This window comes from Rhodovulum sp. ES.010, from assembly GCF_900142935.1.
In the GTDB taxonomy this organism is placed as follows: domain Bacteria; phylum Pseudomonadota; class Alphaproteobacteria; order Rhodobacterales; family Rhodobacteraceae; genus Rhodovulum.
In genome coordinates, this window is record NZ_FSRS01000001.1 from 1,698,550 (window position 1) to 1,721,008 (window position 22,459).

The following is a 22,459-nucleotide window of genomic DNA, read 5'->3' on the forward strand; positions in this document are numbered from 1 at the left end:
GCACTCTCCCTACTTGCTCGGCCGCGTCAGCAGAACCAGCAGGCCCAGAACCACGTCGCCCATCGCCCACAGGGCCAGCAGCATGCCCATGCCGATCGTCCCGCCCACGAAGGCGCCCGCGCGCTCGGCCTCGTCCGTCAGCCCGGCATTCATGTCGCTCAACACGCCGATATAGCCGATCAACCACAGCAACATCACGATGTTGAAGACGATCAGCAGCCCCTTGAAGATCGTTCCAAAGAGCCCGCGGCGCGGCTTGCGCAGCGGATGCCCGCAATGCGGGCAGTCATAGGCCTTTCGGGACACCTCTTTTCCGCAGGACGGGCAGGCAACGGTCTTGGGCACTGGTTACGCTCCTATGTCTTCGACGTGGTGAAATTCAACGCCCCGACGCCCCGCCTGGCAAGGTGATTCTGCGTCGCGCCCGGAATTCATTCCGCTCGAATGTGGGAATACTTTCCGTTTTTTCTTGACGTGGGAATTTCTTCCTATACTGTGCCTACCCATCGCAACCCGATGGGAGACCACCATGGATATCGGCCCCCGGCCCCAGCAGATCGCCCAGGCGCTGCGCATCGCGACCCGCGCGATCGACGCCGCCGACCAGCCCTCGATGCGCCTGCACGCCTGGGCGGTCCTGAAATCCGCCCGCGGCCAGTCCGTCCGCTACGATCGCCTGCGCCGCATGCAGGGCAACCCGCCCCGCAACCGCGCCCCGGCCGCGATCTCCGGCACCCCCGAACCGCAGGGGGCCGCGTGATGACCGGCATCAGCACCCGCCCCGTGCCGCAGGCCGACCTGGACGACGCCCAGCACGCTCTGGCGCTGGCCTCCTCCTCGGCCCAGGACGACCGCCTGCGCGCCGCCGCGAAACACGCCCGCCGGGCGGCCGACGCCTTCGAACGCCTCGCCAACGCACGCGACCGGGCCGAGATGGACCGAGGCGCGGCATGAACCCCGAACCGATCCAGGACGAACACCCCCGGTTGATGAACATGCTGGCCCACGCGATCGACGAGGCGTTGAACGGCCCGCGGCAGCCGGGCATCCCGCCCCGCATCGGCTTCGTGTTGCTGGTGTCCGAATTCGGCCAGATCGAGGGCGGCAGGGTCAACTACATCTCGAACGGCGAGCGCGACAGCATGCTGGCCATGTGCCGCGAATACCTCGCGCGGGCCGAGGGCCGTTATCACGAACCGAAAGAGGGGCTCGCCCAATGACCCGCCCGCTCGACGAGGTGGTCGCCCTGACCCCGCACGCAAGCGTGCCCCGGCTGACCACGCGCGGCACCCTCTACGCCGCGCTGCTGGCCGAGGGCTACGCCCCGGCCGTCGCCATGGGCTTCGCCATGCGCGCCCCCGCCGGCGAGGGCCGCGCCGAGCACGGCCCCGACGACGTGCGCGCCTGGTGGACGGGCGCGACACCCGGGAGTTCCGAAACGCCCCGGGCGCGCTGCGCCTGAGGCTGGCCGGGGGCCGCCCGCGCATCCCCACCGCGCGCCCCTTGCACCACTCACCCTCGCCGGCGGCGGCCCGGCCGGGACATCACACGAGGCACGAGCATGCTGACACTTTCCGACATCTTCGTCGCGCTGGGGATCCTCGGCGCCTGCAGCCTGGCGCTGTTCCTCGGCCTCGGCATCCGCCGCGAGGCGCGCGCCCTGCTGAAAGACGTCCGCCGGAACCGCGAGGCCACCCAGGACGACCCGCGCCTCGCTCAGTTCCGCCTGTGGGAGGGCGTCGACCGCGATGGGTGACCGCCGTGCCCCCGCATGGCTCCGCCGCCTCCGGCGCTGGCTGAGCGCCCCGCCCCGCTGCATGCGCTGCGGCCGCGCCGACATGCCGCTCTTCACCCCGCCCGACGGCGGCCCCGGCGGCCTTTGCCGCGATTGTCTCGACAGGATGGAGGGCTGACAGGATGGACGGCAGCGGGCTCGACCTCGGCCACATGCAGACCCCGCCCGACAGCAGCGCGCCGCTGATCGTCGACAGCTTCGCCGGCGGCGGCGCGGCCAGCACCGGGATCGAGGCGGCGCTGGGGCGCGGGCCCGACATCGCGATCAACCACGACGCCGCGGCGCTGGCGATGCACCGGGCGAACCACCCCGCCACCCTGCACCTGAATTCCAACGTCTGGAATGTCGACCCGGCCGAGCTTTGCCGCGGCCGCCGCGTCGCGCTGGCCTGGTTCAGCCCCGACTGCAAGCACCACTCCAAGGCCAAGGGCGGCAAGCCGGTCAAGCGGAACATCCGCGACCTCGCCTGGGTGGTGGTGCTCTGGGCGCGCCGCGCCCGGCCCGAGGTGATCCTGCTCGAGAATGTCGAGGAATTCCGCGATTGGGGCCCGCTGACCCCCGACAGCCGCCCCTGCCCCGAGCGGCGCGGCCAGACCTTCCGCCACTGGGTCGGACAGCTGAAGCGGCTGGGCTACCGGGTCGAGTGGCGCGAGCTGCGCGCCTGCGACTACGGCGCGCCGACGATCCGCAAGCGGCTGTTCCTGGTGGCCCGCTGCGACGGCCGCCCCATCGTCTGGCCCGAGCCGACCCACGGCGCCCCCGGCAGCCCGCAGGTGATCGCGGGCACCCGCAAGCCGTGGCGCACGGCGGCCGAGATCATCGACTGGTCGCTGCCCTGCCCCAGCATCTTCGACACGTCCGACGAGATCATGGCGAAGCACGGGTTGCGCGCCGTCCGCCCGCTGAAGGAGGCGACCCTGCGCCGGATCGCCCGCGGCGTGATGCGCTACGTGATCGAGGCGCAGGAACCGTTCCTGGTGACTTACGCCCAGCAAGGGGGCGCGGTGCGGTCAGGCTTCGACCCGCTGCACACGATCTGCGCCAGCATGAAGGACTACAACGGCATCGTCGTGCCGACGCTGGTGCAGACCGGCTATGGCGAACGCCCCGGCCAGGCCCCGCGCGTGCCCGGCCTCGACAAGCCGCTCGGCACCGTCGTCGCGGCCGGGGGCAAGCATGCGCTGGTGGCGGCCTTCCTCGCCCAGCACAACGCCGGCGCCCGGATGGAGCGGAACGCGGGCCGCCCGGCCGTCGCGCCGCTCTCGACGCTGACCACCCGCGGCACCCAGCAGCAGGTGGTGGCCGCGCACCTGATGAACCTGCACGGCACCACCCGCCGCGACCAGGACCTGCTCACGCCCCACCCGACGATCTGCGCCGGCGGCGGCCACGGCGCGCTGGTCGCCGCGTTCCTGCAGAAATACTACGGCCAGGGGCTGGGGCAGGATCCGCGCGGCCCACTGCACACGCTCGGCACCCGCGACACCTTCGGCCTGGTCACGGTCGAGATCGACGGCGCGACCTACGCGATCGCCGATATCGGCATGCGCATGCTGACCCCGCGCGAGATGTTCCGCGCCCAGGGCTTCCCCGAAAGCTACGAGATCGACACCGGCCCCGACGGCCGCCGCTTCACCAAGACCGAACAGACCCGCATGTGCGGCAACTCGGTCTGCCCGCCGCTGGCCGAGGCGCTGGCGCGGGCGAACTGCGCCCACATCGCGAAAGAGGAGATCGCCGCGTGACCACCCACGCCCTCGATATCCTCACCTCCGAGCTGCTGACCACCGACGAGGCGCTGGCCTGGCTGGCCGCGCGCGGCGTGCGCACCTCGCGCGGCGGGCTTGACAGGGCCTATGCGGCGGGCAGGCTGACGCGGGTGCGGGTCTCGGGCCGGGTGCGCATCCTCTACCGGCCGGCGGACCTGGCCGCCGCCTTCTTCCTGGGCGAGGAAAGGACCGAGCCATGCTCCGAAAGTTCCAGCGCAACGGCATCTGGTACCTGCGCGGCACCGTCGCGGGACAGCGCGTTTACGAAAGCACTCGCATTGGCGACGAGAAAGCCGCCGAAACCCTCCGCATCCGGCGCGAGGCCGAAATCCTCGAACGTGTCACGCTTGGCCGACGCGCGACGGTCACCTTCGCCGAGGCCGCGCTGACCTACCTGGAATCGGGCGGCGAGGGCCGGTTCCTCGCCCCGATCCTCGCCCATTTCGGCCCGCGCTTCCGCCTGGTTGACCTCGACAACGAGGCGCTGAACGCCGCCGCCCGAGCGCTCTACCCGACGGCCGCGCCCTCGACGATAAACCGCCAGCTCGTCACCCCCGTCTCGGCCGTCTACCAGATGGCCGCGGACGACGGGCTGGTGCCGCCGCGCCGGTTCCGCCGGCGCAAGGTCGACGACGCGCGCCTGCGCTGGCTGACGCCGGACGAGGCCGAGCGGCTGATCGCGGCGGCCGACGCGCGCACGGCGGTGCAGATCGAGTTCCTGCTGGGCACCGGCTGCCGGGTGGGCGAGATGATCGCGCTGCAGCGCGCCGATCTGCACCTCGACACGGGCGAGGCGTGGATCGGCCGGGCCAAGAACGGCCGGCCGCGCATGGTGCGCCTGCCGACCCGCACCCGCCGCCTGCTCGCCGCCACCGGCCTGCCCGAGGCCGGCGCCGTGTTCCGCACGCCGAAGGGCATGCCCTACGTCCAGCGCGCCAACATGGGCGGACAGATCCAGGCCGCCTTCAACGCGGCCCGCGACAAGGCCAAGCTCGAGGCCAAGGGCCCGCGCCGCGTCACCCCCCACACCCTGCGCCACACCTGGGCGACCTGGTACTACGCCCAGACCCGCGATTTCGGCGGGCTGATGGACCTGGGCGGCTGGGAAAAGGCCGACATGGCCAACCGCTACCGCAAGATTGCGCCGGCCTGGCTGGCGGACGAGCTGCGGGCGAAGGGGTGGGTGTTCGATAGCGACCATAACCAGCCGGAGGACACGACGAATGCCAAGCGGACGGGATGATCAGGAAACGGAACATGAGCGGGCCTGCAAGGCCGCCGACGAGGCCCTCAGGCGCCTCACAGCCAATTTGCTGCGCGTGACCCGAGGTGCGGGGAAACCCTGGGAGATCGTCGGGCATGCCGCCGAATTCGTGCTCGCGGTGGAAGCTGCGCAACGCACCTCGGAATTCGGCTACAGTCCCGAGCGCGCCTCCGCGGCGCTTCGCCTTGAGCACTTTGCCTTTGACCGAACCCGAGAAGACATCGAGATGCGCATGAAACTCGACGCGGAACATCGCATCGTCTGCGGCGCCCTGCAGATCGCGGCATCCGATCTCCTCGGGCAGAACACACATCTCCAGCGGGGAGCGACGGAGATGAGTGACGGGATTAGAGACCTGGAGGATGCCAGGGCCGCGATCCGGCAAAAGTACCTGCGCTAGATTTCGCAGATGCATCGGTCGGGCTGAGGAACACATTGCAAAGGGTTGGGCGTTCGGCGATTCTGGCGGCAGAGGCACCCCCGCCGGACAACAGGCGCGAACGTCGGCCGGCTGATCGAGCAGGAGGACGCCATGGGCGAGAATTCGAAGATCGAATGGACGACGCACACCTTCAACCCCTGGTGGGGCTGCGTGAAGGTGTCCGAGGCCTGCAAGCATTGCTACGCCGAGGCCTGGGCCAAACGGGTGGGCCAGAAGGTCTGGGGCCCGACGACGGATCGCCGCTTCTTCGGCGATGCGCACTGGAAACAGCCGGAGACATGGAACCGCCGACTCGAAGGTACCGGCCAGCGTGCGCGCGTATTCTGCGCGTCGATGGCCGATGTGTTCGAGGACCGGCGCGACCTTGACCCGCACCGCGTGCGGCTGTGGTCGCTGATCGAGGCGACCCCGAACCTCGACTGGCTGCTGCTGACGAAGCGTCCGGATGTGGCGGCGCGCCTGAACCCATGGGGAATGACCTGGCCCGCCAACGTCTGGCTGGGCACCACGGTCGAGAACCAGCAGCGCGCCGACGAGAACCTGCCCCACCTGGTCGGGATCGCTGCGCGCGTCCGGTTCATCTCGGCCGAGCCGCTGCTGGGCCCACTCGACCTGTCGACCTATCTCGACCGACTGGACTGGGTCATCACCGGCGGCGAAAGCGGGCCCAAGGCCCGACCGGCCAGCCCGTCCTGGTTCCGCCAGCTGCACCTCCAATGCATGGCGCATGAGGTGCCGTTCCATTTCAAGCAATGGGGGGACTGGGCGCCGGGCGACGGGATCAACCTGCCGCGCCGACGCACACAGCAGGCCCACGACGGCACCCTGATGGTACGGCTCGGCAAGAAAGCCGCCGGCCGCGAGCTGGACGGTGCGACGCACGACGGTTTGCCCGAATCGTCTCGCGCGATCTAGGCTCCATCCCCAACGGTGGCATCACCATGTGGGGTAGAGAGTGACCGATCCATACCATGGCCGGCCTCAAAGCTGGGCCAAGCACGAAATTCTTAAACGCTACCTAGGCCCATTCTCGCAGAAGGTGGTACGCGGGCTGAAGAACTTGGAAACGCCGATCGACGAACTGGTATTTGTCGACGGATTTTCCGGCCCATGGGACACGGCGACTGACGACTGCTCCGACAGTTCTTTCATGATCGCCATCGCAGAGCTGCGCCAGGCCCACGATGCACTCAGAGCCAGCGGCCTGAAAATTCGCACCCGAGCCCACCTGAACGAAGCCAACCGAAAAGCCTACAGGCGCCTGGTCGATCTAGTCGCAGAGTCATCGGATCCAGCCTCCGATTTCATAGTGGAAACGACAAACCTTCCATTCGATAAGCTGGCGGCGGAAATCGGTGCGGCCAGCGCCAGAGAGTTCCGCCTGGTATTCATCGACCCCAAGGGCTGGAGCGGCTACCCACTCGCGTGCCTCCGCAAGCTTGGCCAGGCGAATACCGAACTCCTGATCAATTTCATGCGCTACCACGTGCATCGTTTCGTCAAGAGCAGCGCAGAGGGCGACACGGAGAGCGAAGATCGCCAGTTCTCGGCATTGCTGGGCGAGGACTGGAGAGAGCGAATTGGACCAAATCCATCAGGCACGGCCGCGCGCGATCTATTGCGGGAACGCCTACGGGACGATATAGGCTTTCGCTTCGCGCCTGTGATGGAGATCGGTATGGCGCGACGCGAGCAAGTCCATTTCGACCTGATCCTTGCAACACGCTCACCAGTCGCGGTGGACCTTGCGCGGAGCGTCGAAAAGAAGGTGATGGAAGACTACGAAAAGCGCCGAATTCCATCCGACCAGATGGACTTGTTCGAGGGCGACCCCGACTATGCGAGAGACTGGTTCATTCGCCGGCGACGAGAAGCGCAGACAAGCTTTTTCGACAAGCTTCAGCAGACCTTGAAGGGCCGACGCCGCAGCATCGAGTTCAAGCCGGTGTGCGCAGACATTCAGGAAGACCTACCGCTGACAAAAAGCGCCATCGCGCGGCAACTCGTGCAACTGGCGAAGGAAGGGCGTGTCGAGGCGACCTGGACGGAACGCGGCGCCAAACGACCGGGAGACTCCGACCCGATCAGGATAGTGCAAAACTCGTGCAGACCGGACGGTCAGTCTACACTTTTCTAATACATTTCCGCTTGTTATCGGAGCTGCCAGAAACCCTTAGCAGGGGAGCGCCTTCGACCACTCGGCCACGTCTCCGCTGGCCTGTCTATGGGTCCCAGCCTGCGAAAACAAGTGGAAAATCCCCGCATGATCCGCCGGGCCCGGCCCGTCCGCTGCACGCGATGGGCGGCTCAGCCTGCCGCGACGATCTCCGCCAGGGTCGTGCGCGAAAGGGCGATGGGGTTGGCCTTCATCGACGAGGCCTGCTCGGCGTCGCGGGCAAGGAAGTCCGCCTCGAGCGGCCGATCCGCCATCTCGGCGAGCCGGGGCAGGCCCGCGGCGTCGATCCACGCGGCGAAGCGGTCGAGCCCGTCCTTGTGGGCGCCGCCGAAGGCGGCCGCGAGCCAGGCGATCACCTCGTCGATCCGCCCGGTCTGTCCGCCGGACCCGGCGAGCGCCGCGCGGTTCGCCCGGAGGACCGGCACCAGCAATCGGCCGCAGATCGCGCCGTGGGCAAGGCCGTGGCGCCCGCCGATCACCCCGGCCAGCCCGTGGACGGCGCCCAGCCCGGCATTGGCCAGCGCGATGCCGCCGACCAAGCTGACATGGGCCATCTCGTCGCGCGCGGACGCGTCCTCGGCCTGCATCAGCCGGAGCAGCGCGGCGATCCCGCGCGGAATCGCATCCCGGCAGAGCGCATCGGTGAAGGCATTGGCGCGGACGGAGATGTAGGGCTCGATCACCTGGGTCAGGGCATCGAGGCCCGAGGCCAACGTCACGTCCCGCGGGCAGCCATCGGTCAGCGCGGGGTCGACAAGGGCGAGCGCCGGCACCATGCGATCGTCGCGCAGGCTGACCTTGCGGCCATGCGCGGGCACCCCGATGACCGCGTTCTTCGTGGCCTCGGCGCCCGTGCCCGCGGTGGTGGGCAGCGCCGCGAAGGGCAAGGGCGGGGCGGCGAGCGGAAGGCCCTGCCCCACCACCTCCAGATGGTCGAGCGGCGGGCGGCCGGAGGGGATGAGCGCCGCCAGCGCCTTGCCCAGATCGATCACCGCGCCGCCGCCGATGGCAACCACCGCCTCGGGGACGAAGGCCCGCGCCTCGCCCAGCGCGGCCTCCAGTCCCGGCAGGTCCGGCTCCCCCCGCCCGCGGACCGGCAGCACCGCCGCGCCCTCGGCTTGCAGGTCCGATATCAGGCGGTCGGCGAAGGGCACCGATCCGCCCCGCACCAAAAGCACGCGCCGGCCCATCGCGGCGATCCGGGGGCCCGCGCCCGTGGCGGTGCCGCGGCCGAAGACGATCCGGCTCGGCATGAGGATCTCGAAGCGCATGGAATCAGAACGCCTGCGCCGCGGCGACGGCGCGCTGCCAGCGGGCATAGCGGTCTTCCCGCTCCTCCCCGTCCATCGCCGGCGCAAAACTCTTCTCCAGCGCCCAGGTGCGCGCGAAGCCCGCCATGTCGGGATAGACCCCGGCGCGCTGCCCCGCGAGCCAGGCCGCGCCCATCGCCGTGGTCTCCAGCACGTCGGGCCGGTCGACCTGCGCGCCAAGGATGTCGGCCAGGAACTGCATCGCCCAGTCCGACGCGCTCATGCCCCCGTCGACGCGCAGCGCGGTATCGCCGCCCGCGCCCCAGTCGGCCGTCATCGCCTCCAAGAGGTCGCGGGTCTGGTAGCCCACGCTTTCAAGCGCCGCGCGGGCGAATTCCTCGGGGCCGGAATTGCGCGTCAGCCCGAAGATCGCGCCGCGGCACTCGGCGTTCCAATAGGGCGCGCCGAGCCCTGTGAAGGCGGGCACGAGGACCACGCGCTGCGCCGGATCCGCGTTTTCGGCCAGCGGCTGGGTCTCGGCCGCGCTGCGGATCAGCCTGAGCCCGTCGCGCAGCCATTGCACCACGGCGCCGGCGATGAAGATCGACCCTTCCAGCGCATAGGTCGGCTTGCCATCGAGCTGATAGGCGATCGTCGTCAGCAGCCGGTTCTGCGAGGCGACCGGCTCCGCCCCGGTGTTCAGCAGCGCGAAGCAGCCGGTGCCATAGGTCGATTTCATCATGCCGGGGCGGAAACAGGCCTGCCCGATGGTCGCGGCCTGCTGGTCGCCGGCGATGCCGAGGATCGGGATCTCGCGCCCGAACAGGTCGGCCCGCGTCACCCCGAACTCGGCGGCGCAGTCGCGCACCTCGGGCAGCACCGCTCTCGGCACGTCGAGCATGGCGCACATTTCCTCCGACCAGTGCCCGGCGCGGATGTCGTAGAGCATGGTGCGCGAGGCGTTGGTCGCGTCGGTCACATGCACCGCGCCGCCGGTCAGGTTCCAGACCAGCCAGCTGTCCACCGTGCCGAAGGCCAGTTCGCCCCGCATCGCCCGTTCCCGCGCACCGGGAACGTGATCGAGCAGCCATTTCAGCTTGGTGCCCGAGAAATAGGGGTCGAGCAGCAGGCCCGTTCTCCGAGTCACCTCCGCCTCGTGGCCTTCTTCCTTCAGCGCGCGGCAGGTCTCGGCGGTGCGGCGGTCCTGCCAGACGATGGCGTTGTGCACGGGCTTGCCGGTGGCGCGGTCCCAGACCAGCGTGGTCTCGCGCTGGTTGGTGATGCCGATCGCGGCGATGTCGGTGGCGTGCAGCCCGGCCTTTTCGATCGCCGCCCGGCAGGTCGCCGCGGTGGTGGACCACAGGTCCGAGGCGTCGTGCTCGACCCAGCCGCTGGCCGGGTAATGCTGCGGGAATTCCTCTTGTGCGACGGAGACGACGTTCAGGTCGGGACCGAACAGGATCGCCCGGCTGGAGGTCGTGCCCTGGTCGATGGCGAGGATATGGGTCATGGGGTCAGTTCACCTGGTTCGATTGCGAGGACTCGGTGCCAAAATAGAACCCCAGCATCAGCGTCACGACGGGCACCACCGCGGTCACCACGAGATCGAACAGGAGCTTGGCCTGAGACTGCCAGGCCTGCAACGGGTCGCAGACCTGGCCCGCACTCCCGCAGAGGGGCATCGACAGGGCGACATAGGCGCCCATGCCGATCACCGCGACGCCGTAGGTGCCGATGATGGTCTTGGCGATCCAGCTGCGGTCGCGCCCGACGCGGCGGCCGTTCTCGACCGCGCTGCGGCGTTCGTAGCGGGACAGCGCGTCGGTGAACGCCCCGACCGCGGCGCCCGCGCTCTGGAAGTCGATCGACAGGTCGTCTGCACGGTCCGGCATGGCGGGGCTAGCGCGGCGCATCGGCCGGAATCGCGGCCCGCGCCGACCGGATGATGCCCTCGGTCACGCCCAGAAGCCGCCGGAGCGCGGCCCGAATGTCGCGCCGCGTCGACTCGCTTTCGATGCCCTCGGCGATGCGGTCGAGATCGCGCGCGATCCCGATCAGCTCCTCGGCCCGCCGGCCGACGTCGCGCATGGCCGAAAGCCGTGCGTCCGCCCCGGTTCCCTCACCGCCCTGGAATGGAGTGTTGACCGGCATGCCCGTGTCTCCCCTGTCGGAAATGCCCGGGACCATAGCCCGGAAAAGCTGAACCGGTTCGTTACGCTGCGTACGGGGTGCAACGCGGGCCCGGCACCGGGCCCGCGCAAGTTTCTTGGCGGCTGGTCAGTTCTGCCAGGACTGGATCAACTCGTCATAGGCGACGGTCTGGGGCTCCTCGTCCTCGTTCTCGACCGCGGCCTTGGGCGCGCCGGGCTGGTTCAGCCATTCCGAGGGGTCCATTTCCTCGTTCATCACGGGGCCCAGGTCGCCCTGAACGCCCGCGCGTTCCAGCCGCTCCAGCACCCGCTCCTGGTCCGCGCACAGCGCATCCAGCGCCTCTTGCGGGGTCTTGGCGCCCGACATCGCGTCGCCGATGTTCTGCCACCAGAGCTGGGCGAGCTTGGGGTAGTCCGGGACGTTGGTGCCGGTGGGCGACCACTGCACGCGGGCGGGCGAGCGGTAGAACTCGACCAGGCCGCCGAGCTTAGGCGCGCGGTCCGTGAAGTGGTCGGAATTGATCGTGGATTCGCGGATGAAGGTCAGGCCCACATCCGATTTCTTCAGGTCCACGGTCTTGGACGTCACGAACTGGGCATAGAGCCAGGCCGCCTTGGCGCGGTCCACGGGCGTGGACTTCATCAGCGTCCAGGACCCGGCGTCCTGATAGCCGATCTTCATGCCCTCTTCCCAGTAGACGCCGTGCGGGCTGGGCGCCATGCGCCACTTGGGCGTGCCGTCCTCGTTCAGCACGGCATCCGCGCCCTCGCCCACCATGTCGGCGGTGAAGGCGGTGTACCAGAACATCTGCTGCGCGACCTGGCCCTGCGCCGGCACCGGCCCGGCCTCCGAGAAGGTCATGCCCGCCGCGGTCGGCGGCGAATACTTCTCCAGCCACTCGATGGCCTTGGTCACGGCGTAGACCGCGGCGGGCGAGTTGGTGGCCCCGCCCCGCGCCACGCAGGACCCCACCGGCTGCGAGTTCTCGTTCACGCGGATGCCCCATTCGTCCACCGGCAACCCGTTGGGCTCGCCCGTGTCGCCCATGCCGGCCATCGACATCCACGCGTCGGTGTAGCGCCAGCCGAGGCTCGGGTCCTTCTTGCCGTAGTCCATGTTGCCGAAGACCTCGCCCTCGACGCCCATGTAGGACATGTCGCGGCCGGTGAAGAACTCGGCGATGTCCTCATAGGCCGACCAGGTGACCGGCACGCCGAGGTCGTAGCCGTATTCGGCCTTGAAATCCTCCATCGTCTTGGGATCGGTGAACCAGTCGTAGCGGAACCAGTAGAGGTTCGCGAATTGCTGGTCGGGCAGCTGATACAGCTTGCCGTCCGGCCCGGTGGTGAAGCTGAGCCCGATGAAGTCGTCGAGGTCGAGCGTCGGGCTGGTGACGTCCGCGCCCTCGTTCGCCATCCAGTCGGTCAGGTTGCGCACCTGCTGATAGCGCCAGTGGGTGCCGATCAGGTCGCTGTCGTTGACATAGGCGTCATAGACGTTCTGGCCCGACTGCATCTGGGTCTGCAGCTTCTCGACCACGTCGCCCTCGCCGATCAGGTCGTGGGTGACCTGGATGCCGGTGATCGCCGAGAACGCGGGCGCCAGCACCTGGGATTCGTATTCATGCGTGGTGATCGTTTCCGAGACCACGTTGATCTCCATGCCGGCAAAGGGCTCGGCGGCATCGACGAACCACTGCATCTCGGCCTCCTGCTCCTCGCGCGAGAGCACGGAAAGCCCGTCGATCTCGCTGTCGAGGAACTCCATGGCCTCCTCCATGCCCGCCCAGGACGGGCCGGACAGGAGCGCAAGGCTCACGCCGATCGCCGTGGTGGATTTCAATCTGAGGTTCATTTTCGGTTTCCTCCCTTTGGTGAACCGTTTGTCGAGGATTGGGGTTACGCGCGACCCGGGGCTCCTCGTGCCCCGGGTGCGGGTGACGGGCCTAGACCCAGCGGAACACCGCCGCGGCCCAGACCAGGCAGACGCCAAGCGCCCAGGGCTGGTTCTCGCCCACAAGCCCCAGCCAGGCGAGGTTGATGAAGGCCGAGCCCAGAAGCGTGATGAAGAGGCGATCCCCTCGGGTCGTCTCGATCCGCAGGATCCCGGTGCGCGGGGTTTCGGGGTAACGGATCGCGAGCACCGAAAAGACGATCAGAAGCCCGGCGATCACCATGAAGAAGACCGCGGTGGGCCAGGTCCATGCCATCCAGTCCATTCTCAGCCACCCTTCCTTTCGCGCGGTGCGGCCCAAGCGGAAAAGCGAGCGCTTCGACCGCGAGCAAATGCAGAGACACGTAGCCAGTGCTTGTCAGGTAGATACTGCCTGTCTACTCCAGCCTCGCCAAAGTACTCTTCACCTGGGTTCAGAACGTTAGGAACGCGTTTAAAAGTGTTCTCCTTTCCGGGCACCGGCTCTTGCCGAACGCTTGGGTCCATGATGTGAGAATGGTCGGCCTCGACATGCCAAACCCGTTTGGACTTCCAGAGCCTCCGCTTCTCGAAAGCTTCAAATACAACCCGTGTGACTGACGTCGGCCGGCTTCCAGAGTTAACGACCACAGCTCCACATGATCCGCTCCACGTCTCAAAGGGATGGAGCGCATACACTGTCAACCGAATGCGCACCAACCATTTTACAAAGGCGATAACGGCAAGAATTGTCGAAAGGATCGCGCCGTAAAGCGCTATCCACTCACTCATCACACCCTCCCCAGGGCGAAGCCCTTGGCGATGTAGTTGCGCACGAAATAGATGACCAAGGCGCCGGGCACGATGGTCAGCACACCGGCCGCCGCCAGCACGCCCCAGTCCAACCCGCTGGCCGACACGGTCCGGGTCATCGTCGCCGCGATGGGCTTGGCCTCGGTCGCGGTCAGGGTGCGTGAGAGCAGCAGTTCCACCCAGGAGAACATGAAGCAGAAGAACGCCGCCACGCCGATTCCGCTCGCGATCAGCGGCATGAAGATCTTCACGAAGAAGCGCGGGAAGGAATAGCCGTCGATATAGGCGGTCTCGTCGATCTCCTTGGGCACCCCGCGCATGAAGCCTTCGAGAATCCACACGGCGAGCGGCACGTTGAACAAACAATGCGCCAGCGCCACCGCGATATGCGTGTCGAAAAGCCCCACGGACGAGTAAAGCTGGAAGAACGGCAGCGCGAAGACCGCCGGCGGCGCCATCCGGTTCGTGAGCAGCCAGAAGAACAGGTGCTTGTCGCCCATGAAGCGGTAGCGCGAGAACGCATACGCCGCGGGCAGCGCCACGCTGACCGAGATCACCGTGTTCATCACCACGTAGATCAGCGAATTCACGTACCCCATGTACCAGCTCGGATCGGTCAGGATCGTCGCGTAGTTCTGCAGCGTCAGGTCCCGCGGCCACAGGGAAAACCCGCCGAGGATCTCGGCATTGGTCTTCAGGCTCATGTTCAACAGCCAGTAGATCGGCACCAGCAGGAACATCAGGTACAGCACCATCACCACCGCGCTGGTGTTCACCCGCGGCAGGCTGGCCGCGCGGGGCCGGGCAAAGGTCGCGTCGGCCATGGCTCAGCCCCCCTTCCGGTCGATATTGACCATCACCGTGTAGAACACCCAGGAGATCAGCAGGATCACCAGGAAATACATCAGCGAGAACGCCGCCGCGGGGCCGAGGTCGAACTGCCCCAGCGCCATCTTCACCAGGTCGATCGACAGGAAGGTGGTGGCGTTGCCGGGCCCGCCCCCGGTGACCACGAAGGGCTCGGTATAGATCATGAAGCTGTCCATGAACCGCAGGAGGATCGCGATCATCAACACGCCCGCCATCTTGGGCAGTTCGATATAGCGGAACACCTTCCAGCGGCTGGCCTGGTCGATCTTGGCGGCCTGGTAATAGGCGTCGGGGATGGATTGCAGACCCGCATAGGCCAGAAGGGCCACCAGCGACGTCCAGTGCCAGACATCCATCACGATGACGGTGATCCAGGCATCGACCGCGTCCTGCGTGTAGTTGTAGTCGATCCCGATCTTGTCGAGCGTATAGCCCAGCAGGCCGATATCGACGCGGCCGAAGATCTGCCAGATCGTGCCGACCACGTTCCACGGGATCAGCAAGGGCAACGACATCAGCACCAGGCAGACGCTGGCCCAGATGCCCTTCTTGGGCATGTTCAGCGCCACGAAGATGCCCAGCGGCACCTCGATCGCCAGGATCGTGGCCGAGAAGATCACCTGCCGGCCCAGCGCGTTCCACATGCGCTCGGACTCCAGCATCTCGCGGAACCATTCCAGCCCCGCCCAGAAGAACTGGTTCTGCCCGAACGTGTCCTGCACCGAGTAGTTGACCACGGTCATCAGCGGGATCACCGCCGAGAACGCGACCAGCACCAGCACCGGCAGCACCAGGAACCACGCCTTGTGATTGGTCGTCTTCTCCATCAGGCGGCCCTCCCCAGCGCGTCGGGCGCCACGCGCCAGTCGTCGGCATAGACGTTGACCCGGGCAGGATCGAAGGTCACGCGGGTCATGTCCGCGCCGATCTCGTCTTCTTCGCGCGCGATGATATTGATCTCGTGGGAAAAGAACTCGGCGCGCACGATCTTGTGCCGGCCCACGTCCTCCACCCGGCGCACCTTGACCGGCAGCCCGTCCCGCGCCGAGAGCCGGGCGAATTCGGGCCGCACCCCGATCTCGACCTTGCCCGAAAGCGCGCCGTAGCCATGCGCCAGCGGCACCTCGGCCCCGTCGATATAGGCGCGGTCGCCCTCGACCCGCGCGGGCAGCACGTTCATCCCCGGCGAGCCGATGAAATAGCCCACGAAGGTGTGCTCGGGCGTCTCGAACAGCTCTTCGGGCGTGCCGATCTGCACCACGCGGCCGTCATACATGACCACCACCTTGTCGGCGAAGGTCAGCGCCTCGGTCTGGTCGTGGGTGACGTAGATCATCGTGTGGCCGAAATCGCGGTGCAGCGATTTCAGCTGCGTGCGAAGCTCCCACTTCATGTGCGGGTCGATCACCGTCAGCGGCTCGTCGAAGAGGATGGCGTTGACGTCGCGCCGCACCATGCCGCGGCCGAGGCTGATCTTCTGCTTGGCATCCGCCGTCAGCCCCCGCGCCTTGCGGTCCAGCTCGTTCTCCATCCCGATCATCTTCGCGATGGCCTGAACCCGCTCGGCGATATAGGCCGGGTCGCGGCCCCGGTTGCGCAGCGGGAAGGCCAGGTTGTCGCGCACGGTCATGGTGTCGTAGACGACCGGAAACTGGAACACCTGCGCGATGTTGCGTTCGGTCGTGGGGGCGTGGGTCATGTCGGCGTCGTCGAACAGGATGCGGCCCCGGCTGGGCTCCAGAAGCCCCGAGATGATGTTCAAGAGCGTGGACTTGCCGCAGCCCGAGGGGCCCAAGAGCGCATAGGCCGCCCCGTCCTCCCAGACATGGGTCATTTTCTTCAGCGCCCAATCGTCATCGGATTTGGGCGCGGGCAGGTAGGAATGGGCAAGCGTGTCGAGCGTGATCCGGGCCATCCGTTCCTCCCTCAGGCCGCAAGCGCATAGGCGGCGGGGGCGACCAGCCGGCCGTCCTCGCCGAAGACGTAGACATGGGCGGGGTCGAGATGGACCTGGAGGTCCTCCCCGGCGCTGAGATCGTGGACCCCGTGGATCAGCCCCACCCAGCGTTCCCCGTGATGGTCAAGATGCACGAAGGTCTCGGACCCGGTCAGCTCGGTCACCACCAGCCGCGCGGTGAATTCCATCGCGTCCGCGGTGTGCTGCATGATCTCCAGGTGGTTGGGCCGGAACCCGGCGGTGTAGCGCCCGTCGGCCAGTTCGCCCAGCTTGCCGGTCGCCGGCGCGGACTGGCCGTCGCCGAACATCAGCTTGCCGCCGGTCTTCGAGACCGGGAGGAAATTCATCGGCGGGTCGCTGAACACCCGCGCGGTCGTCGCGTCCACCGGCTGGCGATAGACCTCGGGCGTGGGGCCGAACTGCGTCACCCGTCCCTCCCACAGCGTCGCGGTGTTCCCGCCCAGAAGCAGCGCCTCCTCGGGTTCGGTCGTGGCATAGACGAAGATCGCGCCCGACGCCTCGAAGATGCGCGGGATCTCCACGCGCAATTCCTCGCGCAGCTTGTAGTCGAGGTTCGCCAGCGGCTCGTCCAGCAGCACCAGCCCCGCATCCTTCACCAGCGCACGCGCCAGCGCACAGCGCTGCTGCTGCCCGCCCGACAGCTCCAGCGGTTTCCGCTCCAGCATCGGCGTCAGCTTCATCAACTCGGCGGTCTCGCGCACGCGGGCGTCGATCTCGCCCTTCGCCACCCCAATCAGCTTCATCGGCGAGGCGATGTTCTCGTACACGCTGAGGGTAGGGTAGTTGATGAACTGCTGGTAGACCATCGCCACCTTGCGGTCCTGCACCCGCATTCCGGTGACGTCCGCGCCGTTCCAGAAGATGCGCCCCTCGTTCGGCACGTCGAGCCCGGCCATGAGCCGCATCAGCGAGGTCTTGCCCGAAAGCGTCGGGCCCAAGAGCACGTTCATCGTGCCCTTCTCGAGCCTCAGGTCCGTCGGGTGGATATGCGTCTCGGCGCCGACCCGCTTGGTCACGCCCTTGAGTTCCAGCGTCATGCTCCTCCCCTACCCCTCACTCCGCGGCCGCCGGCGCCCGGTCGCGCCGCCGCCTGTCCATCCACTCCTGCAGCGTGGCGGCCTCCTCGCCGGACAGCCTGAGCCCCAGCTTGCCGCGCCGCCACAACACGTCCTCCGCGGTCCGCGCATATTCCCGCGCCATCAGCCAGTCGACCTCGCGGGCGGTCAGCGTCGCCCCGAAATCCTGGCCGAGCTCGGCTGCGCTGCGCGCCTCGCCCAGCATGTCGCGCGCCTCGGTGCCGTAGGCGCGCACCAGGCGATCCGCCCAGCCGCGGCTCAGGAACGGATAGTCGGCCATCAGGCCATCCACCAGCGCCGCGCCCCCCTCCACCGGGAAATCGCCGCCGGGCAGAGGCACGCCGGCGGTCCAGTGGCCGGGCAAGCCCTCGAAATAGGGCGCAAGCCGGTCGAGCGCCGCCTCCGCGAGACGGCGATACGTCGTGATCTTGCCGCCGAAGACGTTCAGCACCGGCGCGCCGCCCGCCTCCTCGACCTTCAGCGTGTAGTCGCGGGTGGCGGCGGTGGCGCTGGAGGCCCCGTCATCGTAAAGCGGGCGGACGCCGGAAAACGTCCAGACGATATCCTCGGGCCCGATCGGGTCGCGGAAATAGCGGTTGGCGAAGTCGAGCAGGTAGTCGCGCTCCTCCGGCGTGCATTCGGGGCGTGCGTCGGGGTCCTCGTGGTCGGCGTCCGTGGTGCCGATCAGGGTGAAATCGCGCTCGTAGGGGATCGCGAAGATGATCCGCCCGTCGGCGCCCTGGAAGAAATAGCACTTGTCGTGGTCGTAAAGGCGGCGGGTCACGATATGGCTGCCACGCACCAGGCGCACATTGTCCTGCGCGTTCAGCCCGATGACGCCATGGATCACCTTGCCCGCCCAGGGACCGCCGGCATTGACCAGGGCCCGGGCGCGGTGAACGCGGCGCGCGCCGCTTTCGGTATTTTGCGTTTCGACGACCCAAAGGCCGTTCTCGCGCCGGGCCGAGCATACCCGCGTGCGCGGCAGGATCTCGGCCCCGCGCGCTTCCGCGTCGCGGGCGTTCAGCACGACAAGGCGGGAATCCTCCACCCAGCAGTCGGAATACTCGAAGGCCTTGCGGAACCGGTCCTGCAGCGGCGCCCCCTCGGGGCTGTCCGCCAGATCGAGGGTGGTCGTGCCCGGCAGGATCTTGCGCGGCCCGAGGGTGTCGTAGAGCAACAGCGCCAGCCGGATCAGCCAGGCCGGGCGGCGCCCCTTCATCCAGGGCATGACCCGCGCCAGCAGCCGCGAGGTTGGCGTCGCGGATTCGAAACGCATATCCCTATGATAAGGCAAAACGAATCGCATCGGCCAACTGATATGCGGCATCGCGCGCAAAAGCGTTTCACGCTCGATCAGCGCCTCGCGCACCAGCCGAAACTCGAAATATTCAAGGTAGCGCAGCCCACCGTGGAAGAGCTTGGTCGAGGCCGACGAGGTCGCCCAGGCGAGGTCGTTCATCTCGGCGAGCCGCACGGTCAGCCCGCGCCCGGCGGCGTCGCGGGCGATCCCGCAGCCGTTGATCCCGCCGCCGATGACGAAGAGATCGACCGTTTGATCGGTGGCAGCCGTCACGCATCCCTCCCCTTGCGCAGCACCCCGACGTTATGCCGCACCCGCCCCCAAAAGGAAAGACTCTTGTTTTCGTTCGTTTTCGCTTTCGGGAAAGCACGCGATCTCAACTGCTTGCAGTCGCGCCCGGCACCGCCCCCGACGCCCGCCACTCGAATCGACGGCCCACTCACCTCCGAAATCCCCGGCAGGACGGCCCGGCCCGCATCGCCACGGCCGGGACAGCAGACCTGTTGAGCCGGCGGCCCACCCATGCGAACCTGCGCGAAAAGGAACGAACGCATGTCGCAAACCATCCGCCATCCCGGGATCCTCGAGATCGCGCGGCGCGAGGGCAAGGTCACGGTCGAGGGGCTGGCGGAGCATTTCGGCGTGACGCTTCAGACGATCCGGCGCGACCTCACCGAACTCGCCGAGGCCGGGCGGCTCGAACGCGTCCACGGCGGCGCGATCCTGCCGTCGGGGACCACGAATATCGGCTACGAGGAGCGCCGCTCGCTGAACCAGGAGGCGAAGCGCGCCATCGCGCGGGGCTGCGCGGCCCGCGTGCCCTCCGACATCTCGCTGTTTCTCAACATCGGCACCACGACCGAGGCGGTGGCGCAGGAACTGATGCACCACCTCAATCTCATGGTGGTGACCAACAACATGAACGTCGCCAACATCCTGGTCGCCAACCGCGACTGCCAGATCATCGTCACCGGCGGCACGTTGCGCCGCTCCGACGGCGGGCTGATCGGCAATCTCGCCTCGGAAACGATCCGGCAGTTCAAGTTCGACCTCGCGGTGATCGGCTGCTCGGCGCTGGACGCCGATGGCGACCTCTTGGATTTCGACATCCAGGAGGTGGGCGTCAGCCAGGCGATCCTGCGCCAGTCGCGGCGCACCTTCCTCGTCGCCGACCACTCCAAGTTCCAGCGCTCGGCGCCCGCGCGCATCGCCTCGCTCGCCGCGATCGACGCCTTCTTCACCGACCGCCCGCTCGCACCCGACCTCGCCCGGCGCTGCACCGACTGGGGGACCGAGATCGTGGTCTGCGCCTGAGCCCGCGCCTTGTCAGCGCGGAAGCGCTTGCGTAAGCCTTGGCCGTCGCTCTCCCGCCCGGACCGCCCCCATGCCGCCCTACCGCCTCCTGCTCACGCTTGCCGCGCCCGTGGTCGCGCTGCGCCTCTTGCGGGAGCCGGACGCGCGGGCCGAACGGCTGGGCGGCAACGGGCCGGCGGACCGGCCGCCCGGCCCCCTCTTCTGGCTTCACGGCGCCTCGAACGGGGAACTCGCCTCGGCCAGGGGGCTGATCGAGCGCATCCTCGCGCGGCTTCCCGACGCGCGCCTGGTCGTGACGTGCAACACCGAAACCGGCCGCGCGCTGGTCGCGGGCTGGGGGCTCGACCGCGTCGCCGTCCGCCTCGCGCCGCTCGATTACCGCCCCACGTTGCGCCGCTTCCTCGCCGCCTGGCGGCCCGACGCGTTGATCCTGGTGGAAAGCGAGCTCTGGCCCAACCGCATCGCCGAGATGGCCCGGCTGGGCCGGCCGGTGCTGGTCGTCGGGGCGCGCCTTTCCCGAAAAAGCGCCGCCCGCTGGGCCCGCCTGCCCGGCCTGATCCGCCCGATGCTGGCAAGGGTCGCGTTTCTCTCCGCCCAGGATGCCGCCTCGCGGGACCGTTTCATCGCCCTGGGGCTCGACGCCCCCCGCGCCGGGCCGGTCGTCGACCTCAAATCCGCCGACCTCCCCGCGACCGACGCGGACCCCGCCGCGCTTGCCCGCCTCGCGCCCCTGTTTCCGCGTGCCAAGACCGTGCTCGCGGCCTCCACCCACGAGGGCGAAGAGCGCGTCGTGCTGGCCGGTTTTGCCAGGGCGCACGCGACGGACCCCGACCTGCGGCTGATCCTGGCCCCCCGCCACCCGCGCCGCGCCCCCGAGATCGCGGACGAGATCGCCCGGTCGGGGCTGGCCCACGCCCCCCGCTCAACCGGCGAACTGCCGGGGCCGGACACGCCGGTCTACCTCGCCGACACGATGGGCGAGATGGCGCTGTGGTATCGGCGCGCGGGCCTCACCTTCGTCGGCGGCTCGCTGGTCGACAAGGGCGGACATACGCCGTTCGAACCGGCCGCCCACGGCTCGGCGCTGCTGCACGGGCCCCATGTCGCGAATTTCGCCCGCGTGTTCGCCGCGCTCGATGCCGCCGGCGCCGCCCGAGAGGTGGACGGCGCGGACGCGATCGCCGCGGCGCTTTCGTCGCTCGATGCCGAGGCCCAGGCCGCGATGGCAGGGCGGGCGCGCGAGGTGATCGCCGAGTTGCGCGCCGCCGGCACCGGGCTCGACCCGATCCTTCAGGAACTGGCTAGGCTGACCGGCGAACCGGCCCTCGCCACGCCCGCCTCCGACGAAAGCAGCGCCCATGGCTGACCCCTGTTTCACCCTCGACGAGTTGCAGGCGGCGGCAGCGTTCGTCCAAGCCCGCATGCCCGCCACCCCGCAATATGCCTGGCCGCTGCTTGCGGAAGAAATCGGCGCCGAGGTCTGGGTCAAGCACGAGAACCACACCCCCACCGGCGCGTTCAAGGTGCGCGGCGCCTTCACCTTCATCGACTGGCTGAAACGCACGCAGCCCGACTGCCCCGGCATCGTCACCGCGACCCGCGGCAATCACGGGCAGGGCCAGGCGCTGGCGGCGCGCGCTGCGGGCATGGTCGCCAGGGTCTACGTGCCCGAGGGCAATTCCGTCGAGAAGAACGCGGCGATGCGCGCCTTCGGGGCCGATCTCGTTGTGCACGGCGCCGATTTCGACACCGCCCGCGAAGAGGCGCACCGCGTGGCCGAAACCGAGGGGCTGCATTTCGTGCCGCCCTTCCACCGCGAACTGGTCCGCGGCGTGGCGACCTACGCGCTCGAATTCTTCACCGCGCAGCCCGACCTGCACACCGTCTACGTGCCCATCGGCTGCGGCTCGGGCATCTGCGGCGTGATCGCGGCGCGCGACGCGCTGGGGCTGGATACGCGCGTCGTCGGCGTGGTCTCGGAAAACGCCGATTGCGTGCTGCGCTCGATGGCGGCGAACGATCTCGTGGACACCGAAACCGCCCGAACCTTCGCCGACGGGATCGCGGTGCGGGTGCCAGTGGCCGAGGCGTTCGAGATCTACGCCCGCGGCGCCGAGCGCATCGTCGCGGTGTCCGACGACGAAGTGGCCGAGGCGATCCGGCTCTACTTCCGCGCCACCCACAACGTGGCCGAGGGCGCGGGCGCCGCGCCCCTCGCCGCGCTGATGGCCGAACGCGGGATGATGGCGGGCAAGCGCGCGGGCGTCATCCTCTGCGGCGGCAACATCGACACCGACTGGTTCCTGCGCGTGATGTCCGGCGGCCTGCCCGACCTGTAACCGACCGG

General features: G+C 68.4%; 25 protein-coding genes. 13 read left to right on the plus strand and 12 right to left on the minus strand.

Features of this window, described 5'->3' with window-relative positions; translation table 11 throughout:
* Window positions 1–9: 9 nt before the first annotated feature.
* Window positions 10–345: a zinc-ribbon domain-containing protein gene (locus BUR28_RS08440; RefSeq protein WP_074219718.1), complete on the minus strand. Its 336-nt coding sequence runs from the start codon at window positions 343–345 to the stop codon at window positions 10–12.
* Between the two features lie 184 nt (window positions 346–529).
* On the opposite strand from BUR28_RS08440, the gene BUR28_RS08445 reads away from it, so the two are divergent.
* The 10 genes from BUR28_RS08445 (at window position 530) to tcmP (ending at window position 7,407) form a co-directional block, all read left to right on the plus strand.
* Window positions 530–760, plus strand: coding sequence for a hypothetical protein (locus tag BUR28_RS08445; protein WP_074219719.1), 231 nt, complete (start codon window positions 530–532; stop codon window positions 758–760).
* Window positions 760–954 carry a hypothetical protein gene (locus tag BUR28_RS08450; RefSeq protein WP_074219720.1) on the plus strand — a complete coding sequence of 65 codons (195 nt, stop codon included), beginning with the start codon at window positions 760–762 and terminating at the stop codon, window positions 952–954. Before BUR28_RS08445 ends, BUR28_RS08450 begins: the two co-directional genes overlap by 1 nt.
* A complete protein-coding gene (locus BUR28_RS08455) occupies window positions 951–1,220 on the plus strand; it encodes a hypothetical protein (RefSeq protein ID WP_074219721.1) in 270 nt (89 codons plus the stop codon). The genes BUR28_RS08450 and BUR28_RS08455 overlap by 4 nt, the downstream gene beginning before the upstream one ends.
* Window positions 1,217–1,462: a hypothetical protein gene (locus tag BUR28_RS08460; RefSeq protein WP_074219722.1), complete on the plus strand. Its 246-nt coding sequence runs from the start codon at window positions 1,217–1,219 to the stop codon at window positions 1,460–1,462. Before BUR28_RS08455 ends, BUR28_RS08460 begins: the two co-directional genes overlap by 4 nt.
* 99 nt (window positions 1,463–1,561) lie before the next feature.
* Window positions 1,562–1,756 (plus strand): hypothetical protein, encoded by a 195-nt coding sequence (locus BUR28_RS08465; protein ID WP_074219723.1) that lies wholly within the window; start codon window positions 1,562–1,564, stop codon window positions 1,754–1,756.
* 161 nt (window positions 1,757–1,917) lie between these two features.
* Window positions 1,918–3,540 (plus strand): DNA cytosine methyltransferase, encoded by a 1,623-nt coding sequence (locus BUR28_RS08470; RefSeq protein ID WP_074219724.1) that lies wholly within the window; start codon window positions 1,918–1,920, stop codon window positions 3,538–3,540.
* Window positions 3,541–3,760: 220 nt separating this feature from the next.
* A complete protein-coding gene (locus tag BUR28_RS08475; protein WP_074219725.1) occupies window positions 3,761–4,807 on the plus strand; it encodes a tyrosine-type recombinase/integrase in 1,047 nt (348 codons plus the stop codon).
* On the plus strand, window positions 4,788–5,228 hold the full coding sequence (locus tag BUR28_RS08480) for a hypothetical protein (RefSeq protein WP_074219726.1): 441 nt from the start codon (window positions 4,788–4,790) through the stop codon (window positions 5,226–5,228). The genes BUR28_RS08475 and BUR28_RS08480 overlap by 20 nt, the downstream gene beginning before the upstream one ends.
* A gap of 132 nt (window positions 5,229–5,360) precedes the next feature.
* Window positions 5,361–6,185, plus strand: a complete 825-nt coding sequence (locus BUR28_RS08485) for a DUF5131 family protein (RefSeq protein WP_074219727.1) — start codon at window positions 5,361–5,363, stop codon at window positions 6,183–6,185.
* A 40-nt stretch (window positions 6,186–6,225) separates the two neighbouring features.
* Window positions 6,226–7,407, plus strand: a complete 1,182-nt coding sequence (tcmP, locus tag BUR28_RS08490) for a three-Cys-motif partner protein TcmP (protein WP_074219728.1) — start codon at window positions 6,226–6,228, stop codon at window positions 7,405–7,407.
* A gap of 170 nt (window positions 7,408–7,577) precedes the next feature.
* Here the strand turns inward: tcmP and BUR28_RS08495 are convergent, their stop codons facing one another.
* The 11 genes from BUR28_RS08495 to glpD all read right to left on the minus strand — a co-directional run bounded on the left by BUR28_RS08495 (window position 7,578) and on the right by glpD (window position 19,071).
* Window positions 7,578–8,717, minus strand: coding sequence for an iron-containing alcohol dehydrogenase (locus tag BUR28_RS08495; protein ID WP_074221571.1), 1,140 nt, complete (start codon window positions 8,715–8,717; stop codon window positions 7,578–7,580).
* 4 nt (window positions 8,718–8,721) lie between these two features.
* On the minus strand, window positions 8,722–10,206 hold the full coding sequence (gene glpK / locus BUR28_RS08500; RefSeq protein ID WP_074219729.1) for a glycerol kinase GlpK: 1,485 nt from the start codon (window positions 10,204–10,206) through the stop codon (window positions 8,722–8,724).
* Between the two features lie 4 nt (window positions 10,207–10,210).
* Window positions 10,211–10,588: a hypothetical protein gene (locus tag BUR28_RS08505; protein WP_074219730.1), complete on the minus strand. Its 378-nt coding sequence runs from the start codon at window positions 10,586–10,588 to the stop codon at window positions 10,211–10,213.
* A gap of 7 nt (window positions 10,589–10,595) precedes the next feature.
* The gene (locus BUR28_RS08510; RefSeq protein WP_139307534.1) at window positions 10,596–10,847 is read right to left on the minus strand and encodes a hypothetical protein; all 252 of its coding nucleotides are present in this window, start codon (window positions 10,845–10,847) and stop codon (window positions 10,596–10,598) included.
* Between the two features lie 126 nt (window positions 10,848–10,973).
* Window positions 10,974–12,701 (minus strand): ABC transporter substrate-binding protein, encoded by a 1,728-nt coding sequence (locus BUR28_RS08515; RefSeq protein ID WP_074219732.1) that lies wholly within the window; start codon window positions 12,699–12,701, stop codon window positions 10,974–10,976.
* A gap of 91 nt (window positions 12,702–12,792) precedes the next feature.
* A complete protein-coding gene (locus BUR28_RS08520) occupies window positions 12,793–13,065 on the minus strand; it encodes a DUF2160 domain-containing protein (RefSeq protein ID WP_074219733.1) in 273 nt (90 codons plus the stop codon).
* 484 nt (window positions 13,066–13,549) lie between these two features.
* Window positions 13,550–14,395: a carbohydrate ABC transporter permease gene (locus BUR28_RS08525; RefSeq protein WP_074219734.1), complete on the minus strand. Its 846-nt coding sequence runs from the start codon at window positions 14,393–14,395 to the stop codon at window positions 13,550–13,552.
* 3 nt (window positions 14,396–14,398) lie between these two features.
* Window positions 14,399–15,268 carry a carbohydrate ABC transporter permease gene (locus BUR28_RS08530; RefSeq protein WP_074219735.1) on the minus strand — a complete coding sequence of 290 codons (870 nt, stop codon included), beginning with the start codon at window positions 15,266–15,268 and terminating at the stop codon, window positions 14,399–14,401.
* On the minus strand, window positions 15,268–16,356 hold the full coding sequence (locus BUR28_RS08535; protein WP_074219736.1) for an ABC transporter ATP-binding protein: 1,089 nt from the start codon (window positions 16,354–16,356) through the stop codon (window positions 15,268–15,270). The genes BUR28_RS08530 and BUR28_RS08535 overlap by 1 nt, the downstream gene beginning before the upstream one ends.
* Before the next feature lie 11 nt (window positions 16,357–16,367).
* Window positions 16,368–17,456, minus strand: coding sequence for an ABC transporter ATP-binding protein (locus BUR28_RS08540; protein WP_074219737.1), 1,089 nt, complete (start codon window positions 17,454–17,456; stop codon window positions 16,368–16,370).
* 16 nt (window positions 17,457–17,472) lie between these two features.
* A complete protein-coding gene (glpD, locus tag BUR28_RS08545) occupies window positions 17,473–19,071 on the minus strand; it encodes a glycerol-3-phosphate dehydrogenase (protein ID WP_074219738.1) in 1,599 nt (532 codons plus the stop codon).
* A gap of 279 nt (window positions 19,072–19,350) precedes the next feature.
* On the opposite strand from glpD, the gene BUR28_RS08550 reads away from it, so the two are divergent.
* The 3 genes from BUR28_RS08550 (at window position 19,351) to BUR28_RS08560 (ending at window position 22,451) form a co-directional block, all read left to right on the plus strand.
* Entirely contained in the window at window positions 19,351–20,112 is a 762-nt protein-coding gene (locus BUR28_RS08550) for a DeoR/GlpR family DNA-binding transcription regulator (RefSeq protein WP_074219739.1), read from the plus strand.
* Window positions 20,113–20,182: 70 nt separating this feature from the next.
* A complete protein-coding gene (locus tag BUR28_RS08555; protein WP_074219740.1) occupies window positions 20,183–21,478 on the plus strand; it encodes a 3-deoxy-D-manno-octulosonic acid transferase in 1,296 nt (431 codons plus the stop codon).
* The gene (locus BUR28_RS08560; RefSeq protein ID WP_074219741.1) at window positions 21,471–22,451 is read left to right on the plus strand and encodes a threonine dehydratase; all 981 of its coding nucleotides are present in this window, start codon (window positions 21,471–21,473) and stop codon (window positions 22,449–22,451) included. The genes BUR28_RS08555 and BUR28_RS08560 overlap by 8 nt, the downstream gene beginning before the upstream one ends.
* Window positions 22,452–22,459 lie beyond the last annotated feature (8 nt).

Coding starts and splice junctions, on each gene's coding strand:
- BUR28_RS08535 (WP_074219736.1), bottom strand. CDS start 16,356: ATGGCCCGGATCACGCTCGACACGCTTGCCCATTCCTACCTGCCCGCG.
- glpK (WP_074219729.1), bottom strand. CDS start 10,206: ATGACCCATATCCTCGCCATCGACCAGGGCACGACCTCCAGCCGGGCG.
- BUR28_RS08485 (WP_074219727.1), top strand. CDS start 5,361: ATGGGCGAGAATTCGAAGATCGAATGGACGACGCACACCTTCAACCCC.
- BUR28_RS08550 (WP_074219739.1), top strand. CDS start 19,351: ATGTCGCAAACCATCCGCCATCCCGGGATCCTCGAGATCGCGCGGCGC.
- BUR28_RS08460 (WP_074219722.1), top strand. CDS start 1,217: ATGACCCGCCCGCTCGACGAGGTGGTCGCCCTGACCCCGCACGCAAGC.
- BUR28_RS08525 (WP_074219734.1), bottom strand. CDS start 14,395: ATGGCCGACGCGACCTTTGCCCGGCCCCGCGCGGCCAGCCTGCCGCGG.
- BUR28_RS08540 (WP_074219737.1), bottom strand. CDS start 17,456: ATGACGCTGGAACTCAAGGGCGTGACCAAGCGGGTCGGCGCCGAGACG.
- BUR28_RS08480 (WP_074219726.1), top strand. CDS start 4,788: ATGCCAAGCGGACGGGATGATCAGGAAACGGAACATGAGCGGGCCTGC.
- BUR28_RS08470 (WP_074219724.1), top strand. CDS start 1,918: ATGGACGGCAGCGGGCTCGACCTCGGCCACATGCAGACCCCGCCCGAC.
- BUR28_RS08445 (WP_074219719.1), top strand. CDS start 530: ATGGATATCGGCCCCCGGCCCCAGCAGATCGCCCAGGCGCTGCGCATC.
- BUR28_RS08530 (WP_074219735.1), bottom strand. CDS start 15,268: ATGGAGAAGACGACCAATCACAAGGCGTGGTTCCTGGTGCTGCCGGTG.
- BUR28_RS08475 (WP_074219725.1), top strand. CDS start 3,761: ATGCTCCGAAAGTTCCAGCGCAACGGCATCTGGTACCTGCGCGGCACC.
- BUR28_RS08450 (WP_074219720.1), top strand. CDS start 760: ATGACCGGCATCAGCACCCGCCCCGTGCCGCAGGCCGACCTGGACGAC.
- BUR28_RS08465 (WP_074219723.1), top strand. CDS start 1,562: ATGCTGACACTTTCCGACATCTTCGTCGCGCTGGGGATCCTCGGCGCC.
- BUR28_RS08520 (WP_074219733.1), bottom strand. CDS start 13,065: ATGGACTGGATGGCATGGACCTGGCCCACCGCGGTCTTCTTCATGGTG.
- BUR28_RS08515 (WP_074219732.1), bottom strand. CDS start 12,701: ATGAACCTCAGATTGAAATCCACCACGGCGATCGGCGTGAGCCTTGCG.
- BUR28_RS08505 (WP_074219730.1), bottom strand. CDS start 10,588: ATGCCGGACCGTGCAGACGACCTGTCGATCGACTTCCAGAGCGCGGGC.
- BUR28_RS08510 (WP_139307534.1), bottom strand. CDS start 10,847: ATGCCGGTCAACACTCCATTCCAGGGCGGTGAGGGAACCGGGGCGGAC.
- BUR28_RS08555 (WP_074219740.1), top strand. CDS start 20,183: ATGCCGCCCTACCGCCTCCTGCTCACGCTTGCCGCGCCCGTGGTCGCG.
- BUR28_RS08455 (WP_074219721.1), top strand. CDS start 951: ATGAACCCCGAACCGATCCAGGACGAACACCCCCGGTTGATGAACATG.
- BUR28_RS08495 (WP_074221571.1), bottom strand. CDS start 8,717: ATGCGCTTCGAGATCCTCATGCCGAGCCGGATCGTCTTCGGCCGCGGC.
- BUR28_RS08560 (WP_074219741.1), top strand. CDS start 21,471: ATGGCTGACCCCTGTTTCACCCTCGACGAGTTGCAGGCGGCGGCAGCG.